This is a genomic window from Lactococcus sp. UBA7128, from assembly GCF_002492185.1.
GTDB lineage: Bacteria > Bacillota > Bacilli > Lactobacillales > Streptococcaceae > Lactococcus > Lactococcus muris.
In genome coordinates this window covers 29330-36351 of sequence record NZ_DKXK01000073.1, presented here as the reverse complement: position 1 = coordinate 36351, position 7022 = coordinate 29330, and the positions used below count along the sequence as shown (strand labels likewise).

Here is a 7022-nt window from a genome sequence, read left to right as displayed (position 1 = left end):
TATTAATATACTAAAATACTAAAATACCAAAATACCAAAATACCAAAATATACCTTATATATAGAGAAAATACTCCTACTTCCTACCGACACCCTTTGAAACCTTATAATTACTGGTTTTATAGAGGTAGTAGTGTTGGTAGGGAGTGGGAACAATATCAGGATTAAAGGGCAAGGGGGTGGGTAATTGAAAGGAAAATAGAAATGACTGAATTTGAAAAAAATTCTTGAAGAAATGAGCGCATTAAACCAGAACTTAGAAGAAATCTCTACCGCTATGCAATATATGGCAGAAATTAGTATAGATGACTATGGGAACGTGAGAATAGGCAGGCGCTTATAGATGTCAGCAACCTCAGAAAACCACATATTTTTAGCAACTTGTCAAAACCTGTCATTTGCGAGGACTTAACAAAAGTTAACATTTAGCGCACTTAGCAAATTAAAAAAATTAGAAAAAAGGAAATTACACCAATGGAACTTACAGACCTAACCCAAGAACAGAAAGACAAACTCTATTTGAAAATAATCGATGCAGTGAAATCTGGTGGAGCTGACAAGGAGGTCATGGAGTTGATACTTGCAGAACATCCCAAACTTGTATACATCAAAGAGCAAGATTACAAGGACTTTCTAATAACAGAAAGTGAATATTTGAAGCAACGGCTAGAGCAAACACGAGCAAAAACGGAGCAATTAGAGGCAGAATATTCAGCGCTTAAAGCCCACTATGAAAAAAGCGTTTCAAAGATTGCTCAACGTCTCCGAATGGACCAACAAGAAGCCCATAGCTTCATGGATTGGCTTTATTCACACAATCCTAATCCGCTAGTTATTGGATTACGTCCAATCCTAGAAATCATCAGCATCTACTGGCGACTGTTCAAAAGAAAAAAATACATCGCTAAAGTGGAGGAATAACCATAGACAAGATAATTAGAGTCTGTGACTTCATCACAGGCATACCAAGTCGAGGGCTGGAACAACTCGCTGAGGAGTTCCAGCCATTGCCACAGAAACAGATAGACAAGCGCGATCCACTCAATGCCGATAACTCTTTCTTGGGCTTTAGAGCAAGACCTTTACAACGCAAGAATGGAGTTCGATATGAGGGTGAGACAGAGGGAGGAGAGGTAAAACTTTTCGAATAAATAGGCTGTTTTAATGATTTTTATTAAAGGGCTATAAATACAGTGAGCAAAAGGAGTTACAGCTTGTTAAGCGACTTCCGATTATACTATATACTTACCATAAGAAAGAGAGCAGATATGAGAGTGAGAGAACCTACACATATTGAAGAACACCAAAAATAATAGAAAAATGGAGAAAACATAAATGAATGACTTTGAACAAATTGAGAATCACTTTTCAGCATTGAAAACAGAAAACCAAACAGCTATTCAAGTAGCAACGGATAATATCCTAAAAGCTGAGCAAGCTCAAACCAAAGCAGATAAAGCCTTACTTGCTGCCGAGGAAGTGGTGGACGTTGCGGCTTACAACAAAGCTAAGGATGAAATCTGGTCTGCTAAGCACGCAAAAGAATTGTATCAAAAGCAAAAGAGCAAACTCGAAAACGAGATGCTTGTCGGTAAAGATGAATACACTTCTATGCTGAACGTTATCAAAGAGACCGCGGACAACATGCAAGAGGAATTGAATGTAAAAGCTGCTGCCCTAGTTGCCGAGCTGCAATCACTTGCAGGCCAATCGCGATCAGTTACCTCAAAGGCAAATGAACTCATGCACACAGTGCAGTACGATCTTTACAAAGATCAAGCAGGCTTTATCACGAAGAATGGTCGGCGCTTCACTCAACCCAAAGAGTACAAGCCAAATGAAACGGTACATCAGTTTTATAAAGCCAAAATTAAACTATCCTATCTTGGCAAACGTAATGGCGAGACCGAGAACGATAGTAACAATAAATACTGGGGGTAATTATTATGGCAACATCACTTAAACAGAATCAAGATGGGTCAGTTGAAATTAATATCCCTGTCCTATTTAAAAATGCAGAAGCTGAGCGCAAGGAGCGCGAGACAAAGCAGACTGAAAGCATGCACAATCACTTCAAAAAACTCAGTGATAAGCACACAAAAGAACGGTCTGATGTAATTGAACTATCACGAAAAGCCTTTGAATCTGAGCGCAAGGAAGCCGAGGTCAAGCGAGCCGAGGAGATGGCACTTGAGAAGCAGCGAATGACTGCTGAGATTGAAGCCAAGTATAATGACCAAGGCGTTAAGTCTGAGGCTGAGAAAATCAGAGACGCAGCTTATCGCAAACTGCTTACAGGTTCAACCGATCCAGTTCCAGAGTCTGAATCGTATGAGACTAACAAAGATAAGGCTTATCGCAACTTTACAGAAAATCTTTTTAAAAAATAATTATTAAAAAAATATTTTTGTTAAGCATTCAAAAAATGGCACGTTAAAAATCTTGAAACCGACTCAGAAAAAACAAAAAGAGGGGGGGATACCACCCTCCCCTGGGATGAGCCCGAGCTTCACGCCGTCACTGTACATTTTTTCTCATGCGTGTGTTTAACATTAACAAAGGAGGCCCGAAAATGAGCCAAAGACCGTGCAAAATATGCGGGAAATTGTTCTTTACAGGCAGACAAGAACGCTACTGTAGCAATGCCTGCCGTAAGGAAGCAAGAAAATCTGTCCGCAAGAATTGGGAAAATAAAAACCCTGATTACATGAGGCAGTATATGCGAGAACGTCGCTCAGGCAATGGTCAACGTCCCGAAAAGGGTAAATCTACCTCAGCGACTGAATCCAAGAAATGCCGCATGTGTGGTGAGCCTGTGAAAGCTGAGGCTGTCTATTGTAGCCCAGCCTGCCGATTGAACGGTAGACAATAAGGCGTAAAAAACGCCACCCCTCACGCAATGGGCGACGTCCTTTCATCGAAAAACTGTAAATCTATTATACCATTTTTGAGGAGGTAACGATGCCAAAAGTAGATAAACTTGATCGCTTGATAGGCGACTATCTAACTGGACGGCTTGATGCAGCAATTAAGATGCGTGAGCTTTATTTGAGACGGCCAAAACACCAAGATAGCTTAGGTGTGCAAGTTCAGCGCAACAATACCGCACCGCAAGAAGCAGCCTATATACGTGTGGAAAGTGACGATCGTTTAGCTGAATTGAAGTATCAAAAGGAAATCTTGGATATTTATTGGTCAATAGCTGACGAGGATACAAAGGAGGCTCTCGCTCTTTACCATAAGCGCGGGCTAAACTGGTCTGGTGTATCAATTGAAATGTATATCAGCCGAAAAGCGTTGTACAAAATTAACTGCAAATTCAAAGACAGTATCAGAGACCTTTTAAGTATTTGAGCAGGCTTCCGATTTTAATTCCTGTGCTGACTTGCTTATCTATGTTAGATTAGAAAGCCATATTTAGAAAAATAAAAATGCGCGTGATTTGTGTATGAAAAAAGCCGTATATCAACGATATACAGCCCCTTGCCTGACAAAAAATAGTTACGTTTTTAACTACGTTTTAGTTGAAATTCATTGTATGTTATTTAGACTTAATTTTGCATTATCACCGATATTTTACGTTTAGTGACACTCATTAGACCTTATTTTAGTGGTGTGGTAAAATATAAGAATGAAGAGTGTTGAAACCCGCGGGCTTGTCCTGTATACTAAAAATTATCGTGAAAAGGACAAGTTGGTCAAGATTTTTACAGAGTCTTTTGGCAAGCGCATGTTTTTTGTCAAAAATTTCGCGCATTCTAAGTATTCTAGTAGTCTTCAAAATTTTACTTCCTCTAATTTTACAGGGACAATCAATGATGTAGGTCTTTCTTTTCTTGATGATGTAGGTGAAACAGTCATGTACAAGCATATCAGCGAGGATATTTTTCTTAATGCTCATGCTTCCTATATCATTAGTTTGGCTGATGCAGCTATACCTGATAACCAATATGATTCAGCCTTATATGGTTTTTTGATTAAATGTTTGGATTTGCTGAACCAAGGATTTGATAAGGAAATTATTACGAATATTTTTGAGTTACAAGTTTTAAATCGTTTTGGGGTTAGTTTGAACTGTAAGGAATGTGCTTTTTGTCATAGTCAGCAAGGTCCTTTTGATTATTCCTATAAGTTTAATGCTTGCCTTTGCAAAAATCATTTTGATGAGGATATGCGACGCTTGCAGCTGGATCCTAATGTTATTTACTTGGTCAACCTTTTTCAAGAAATATCTTTAGATCAGCTTGAAAAAATCTCTGTTAAGGAGGAGATGAAGCAGAAAATTCGTTTATTTATTGATGGACTCTATGATGAATATGTGGGGATTCATTTGAAATCTAAGAAATTTTTAGACAGTATGAAAGATTGGGCCGATGTTATGAAAAACGGACCTACATAAAAAAGCATCAATTCGATGCTTTTTTATGTACTTAGATATGTATAGGTAATCCGTCAGCAATCTCAGCTGTATCCATAATCGCTTCACCAAGTGTTGGGTGAGGTTGGATAGTCAATGAGATATCTTTCGAAGTCAAGCCGTTTTCGATCGCAAGAGCAAGACCTGAAATCAAGTCAGAAGCCCCAGGACCAACGATTTGAGCACCGATAACGGCACCTTCTTTATTGTCTGTAATCAAACGGATGAAACCAGTTGTATCATCCATTGAGATAGCACGACCGTTAGCTGCAAATGGGAATTTGCTGATTTTAACTTGATCCATGCGATCTTTTACAGATTCAGGTGTTTCACCTACAGTAGCCAACTCTGTTGTGGTATAAGCAACAGCAGGGAGGGCGATATGCAAGTCAACAGCGTCTTCTCCGCCTGCAATGGCAGCAGCAGCAATCTTTGCTTGGAATGATGCTTTGTGTGCGAGCATTGGTCCAGGAACAACGTCACCGATAGCATAGATGTGTGGTACAGAAGTTTGGAATGAATCGTCGACTTCGATAAGTCCACGATCTGTCAACTTAACGTCAGTATTGTTAAGACCTAACATGTCAGTATTTGGACGACGACCTACTGATACGAGCAAGTAGTCACCAGTAACTGTTTGTTCTTTACCGTCTACTTCGAAAGTTAAAGTAACATCTGTATCTGTTTGAGTCGCAGATTTTGCCATAGCAGAAGTGAAGATTTCTGAACCAGCAGTTTTTACGCGGTTAGCAATGATGTCTGACATTTCTTTATCAAAACCATTTAAGATGTGGTCTAAGCCTTCAACGATAGTGATTTTAGAACCCAACATACGGTAGGCCCCACCAAGTTCAGAACCGATAACACCACCACCAACGATGATAAGGTGTTTAGGAATTTCCTTAAGGTTAAGCGCACCTGTAGAGTCAATAATGCGTCCGCCGTAAGGGAAGCTTGGGATTTCAATTGGACGTGAACCTGTAGCAATAATTGCATTTTGGAAGTTCAAGAGTTGGAAACCGTCTTCTTGTTCTACGTTGATTGTTTCATTATCAATGAATTCAGCAGTTCCTTTAATCAACTCAATTTTATGCTTTTTCAGAAGCATTGCGATACCGCCAGTGAGTTGCTTCACAACTTTTTCATCTTTCCATGCTTGAGCAGCTGCCCAATCAAGATTTACTTCACCGTTAGAAAGCCCAAACGGACTTTTGCCTGCTTCTTGTTTAAGGGCGTCTTGATAGTGGTGACCCACATTAATCAAGGCTTTTGAAGGGATACAACCAATATTAAGGCAGACCCCACCTACGTTATCTTTTTCGATAACAACAACTTTTTTACCGAGTTCAGCCGCACGGATGGCCGCAACGTAACCGCCAGGGCCTGATCCGATGACAACTGTATCTACTTCAGTGGCTTGTGCACCAACAACCATAATTATTCTTTCCTCTTTTCTTCTTAAACTTCCATGAGCATGTAAGCTGGGTCAGCCAAAAGACTCTTAAGATAGTTCAATGAACCTTGTCCGAGCATACCATCGATGAGACGGTGGTCATAGCTCACAGAAAGCTTCATGTTTTGACCAACAGCTAGTTCACCTTCAGCGTTAACGATAGGTTCTTTAACGATTGAACCAAGACCGAGAATCATAACGTCAGAGCCATTGATAATTGGTGTAAACCAAGTGCCGCGGGCAGAACCAATATTTGAGATTGTGATTGTTGAGCCACGCATTTGGTCTGGTTTGATAGAACCTGTACGTACCGCTTCAGCAAGTTCAGAAATTTCTTTAGCAATGGTAAAGATTGATTTCTTATCGGCATTTTTAATCACAGGCACATAAAGTCCGCTTGGCGCATTTACGGCGATACCGATGTTTACATCATTATGGTAAACGATATCTGTACCATCGATAGAAGCGTTAATTTCTGGGAATTTCTTAGCTGTAGCAGCCAAGGCTTTAGTCACGTAAGCAAGGTAAGTAAGTTTAACGTCTTGTTTAGCCGCAATTTCTTTGTACTCTTTACGGTGAGCAACAAGTTTAGAGACTTCCACTTGGTCAAAGTTAGTAACCGCAGGGATATTTGCATTTTGTGTACTCATCGCGTTTGAGATAGCTTTACGCGTTGGTGTCATTGGCTCACGACGATCGCCTTCGGCTGCTTGTACAGGGGCTGGAGCTGGTTTAGGAGCAACAGGTTTAGCTGCATCAGCCTTAGGAGCTGGTCTAGCTTCAGCGGAAGCTGCAGCTTTAGGAGCAGCTGCGCCAGAAGCAAAGGCTTTGACATCTGCCAAGGTTGTATGGCCATGACGACCTGTAGCTTGAACTTGAGTTAAATCAATACCGTGTTCACGCGCATAGTGACGTACAGATGGCATCGCAAGAACACGGCCGTCTGCAGTCGTACGTGTTGTAGCACCACCCTCAGTTTTAGGAGCAGAAGCTGCTGTATCGGCAGTTGCTGTTGGAGCTGCTTGCGGAGCTGATGTAGGAGCGGCTGTAGCACCATTACCGTTGTATTCGATAAGTGGAGCGCCGACTTCAACAGTTGTTCCAGCCTCAACAAAGAGTTTTGTAACTTTACCAGAGTAAGGAGACAAGATTT

Annotated in this window: 9 protein-coding genes; 7 read left to right on the top strand and 2 right to left on the bottom strand. The window is 40.7% G+C overall.

All coding sequences use genetic code 11. From position 1 onward, the window contains the following. Positions 1-473: 473 nt before the first annotated feature. From B4H39_RS07915 to recO, 7 genes are all read left to right on the top strand, one after another. Positions 474-920: a hypothetical protein gene (locus B4H39_RS07915; protein WP_251422151.1), complete on the top strand. Its 447-nt coding sequence runs from the start codon at positions 474-476 to the stop codon at positions 918-920. An 86-nt stretch (positions 921-1006) separates the two neighbouring features. Then, positions 1007-1150: a hypothetical protein gene (locus tag B4H39_RS07910; protein WP_251422148.1), complete on the top strand. Its 144-nt coding sequence runs from the start codon at positions 1007-1009 to the stop codon at positions 1148-1150. Between the two features lie 184 nt (positions 1151-1334). Beyond that, positions 1335-1940, top strand: coding sequence for a hypothetical protein (locus B4H39_RS07905; RefSeq protein ID WP_251422145.1), 606 nt, complete (start codon positions 1335-1337; stop codon positions 1938-1940). 5 nt (positions 1941-1945) lie between these two features. Next, positions 1946-2389 (top strand): hypothetical protein, encoded by a 444-nt coding sequence (locus tag B4H39_RS07900; protein WP_251422142.1) that lies wholly within the window; start codon positions 1946-1948, stop codon positions 2387-2389. Positions 2390-2571: 182 nt separating this feature from the next. Further along, entirely contained in the window at positions 2572-2871 is a 300-nt protein-coding gene (locus tag B4H39_RS07895) for a hypothetical protein (protein WP_251422139.1), read from the top strand. Between the two features lie 89 nt (positions 2872-2960). Then, on the top strand, positions 2961-3353 hold the full coding sequence (locus tag B4H39_RS07890) for a DUF722 domain-containing protein (RefSeq protein WP_251422136.1): 393 nt from the start codon (positions 2961-2963) through the stop codon (positions 3351-3353). Positions 3354-3630: 277 nt separating this feature from the next. Beyond that, entirely contained in the window at positions 3631-4398 is a 768-nt protein-coding gene (recO, locus tag B4H39_RS07885; protein WP_251422133.1) for a DNA repair protein RecO, read from the top strand. Positions 4399-4429: 31 nt separating this feature from the next. Here recO and lpdA read toward each other — a convergent pair whose 3' ends face one another. Together lpdA and B4H39_RS07875 are read right to left on the bottom strand one after the other, a co-directional pair. Further along, positions 4430-5851 (bottom strand): dihydrolipoyl dehydrogenase, encoded by a 1422-nt coding sequence (gene lpdA, locus B4H39_RS07880; protein ID WP_202230101.1) that lies wholly within the window; start codon positions 5849-5851, stop codon positions 4430-4432. A 23-nt stretch (positions 5852-5874) separates the two neighbouring features. Then, positions 5875-7022, bottom strand: a 1148-nt coding sequence (locus B4H39_RS07875; protein WP_286927559.1) for a 2-oxo acid dehydrogenase subunit E2, incomplete at its 5' end; no start/stop codon positions are given.

Coding starts and splice junctions, on each gene's coding strand:
- B4H39_RS07915 (WP_251422151.1), top strand. CDS start 474: ATGGAACTTACAGACCTAACCCAAGAACAGAAAGACAAACTCTATTTG.
- B4H39_RS07905 (WP_251422145.1), top strand. CDS start 1,335: ATGAATGACTTTGAACAAATTGAGAATCACTTTTCAGCATTGAAAACA.
- B4H39_RS07900 (WP_251422142.1), top strand. CDS start 1,946: ATGGCAACATCACTTAAACAGAATCAAGATGGGTCAGTTGAAATTAAT.
- B4H39_RS07895 (WP_251422139.1), top strand. CDS start 2,572: ATGAGCCAAAGACCGTGCAAAATATGCGGGAAATTGTTCTTTACAGGC.
- B4H39_RS07890 (WP_251422136.1), top strand. CDS start 2,961: ATGCCAAAAGTAGATAAACTTGATCGCTTGATAGGCGACTATCTAACT.
- recO (WP_251422133.1), top strand. CDS start 3,631: ATGAAGAGTGTTGAAACCCGCGGGCTTGTCCTGTATACTAAAAATTAT.
- lpdA (WP_202230101.1), bottom strand. CDS start 5,851: ATGGTTGTTGGTGCACAAGCCACTGAAGTAGATACAGTTGTCATCGGA.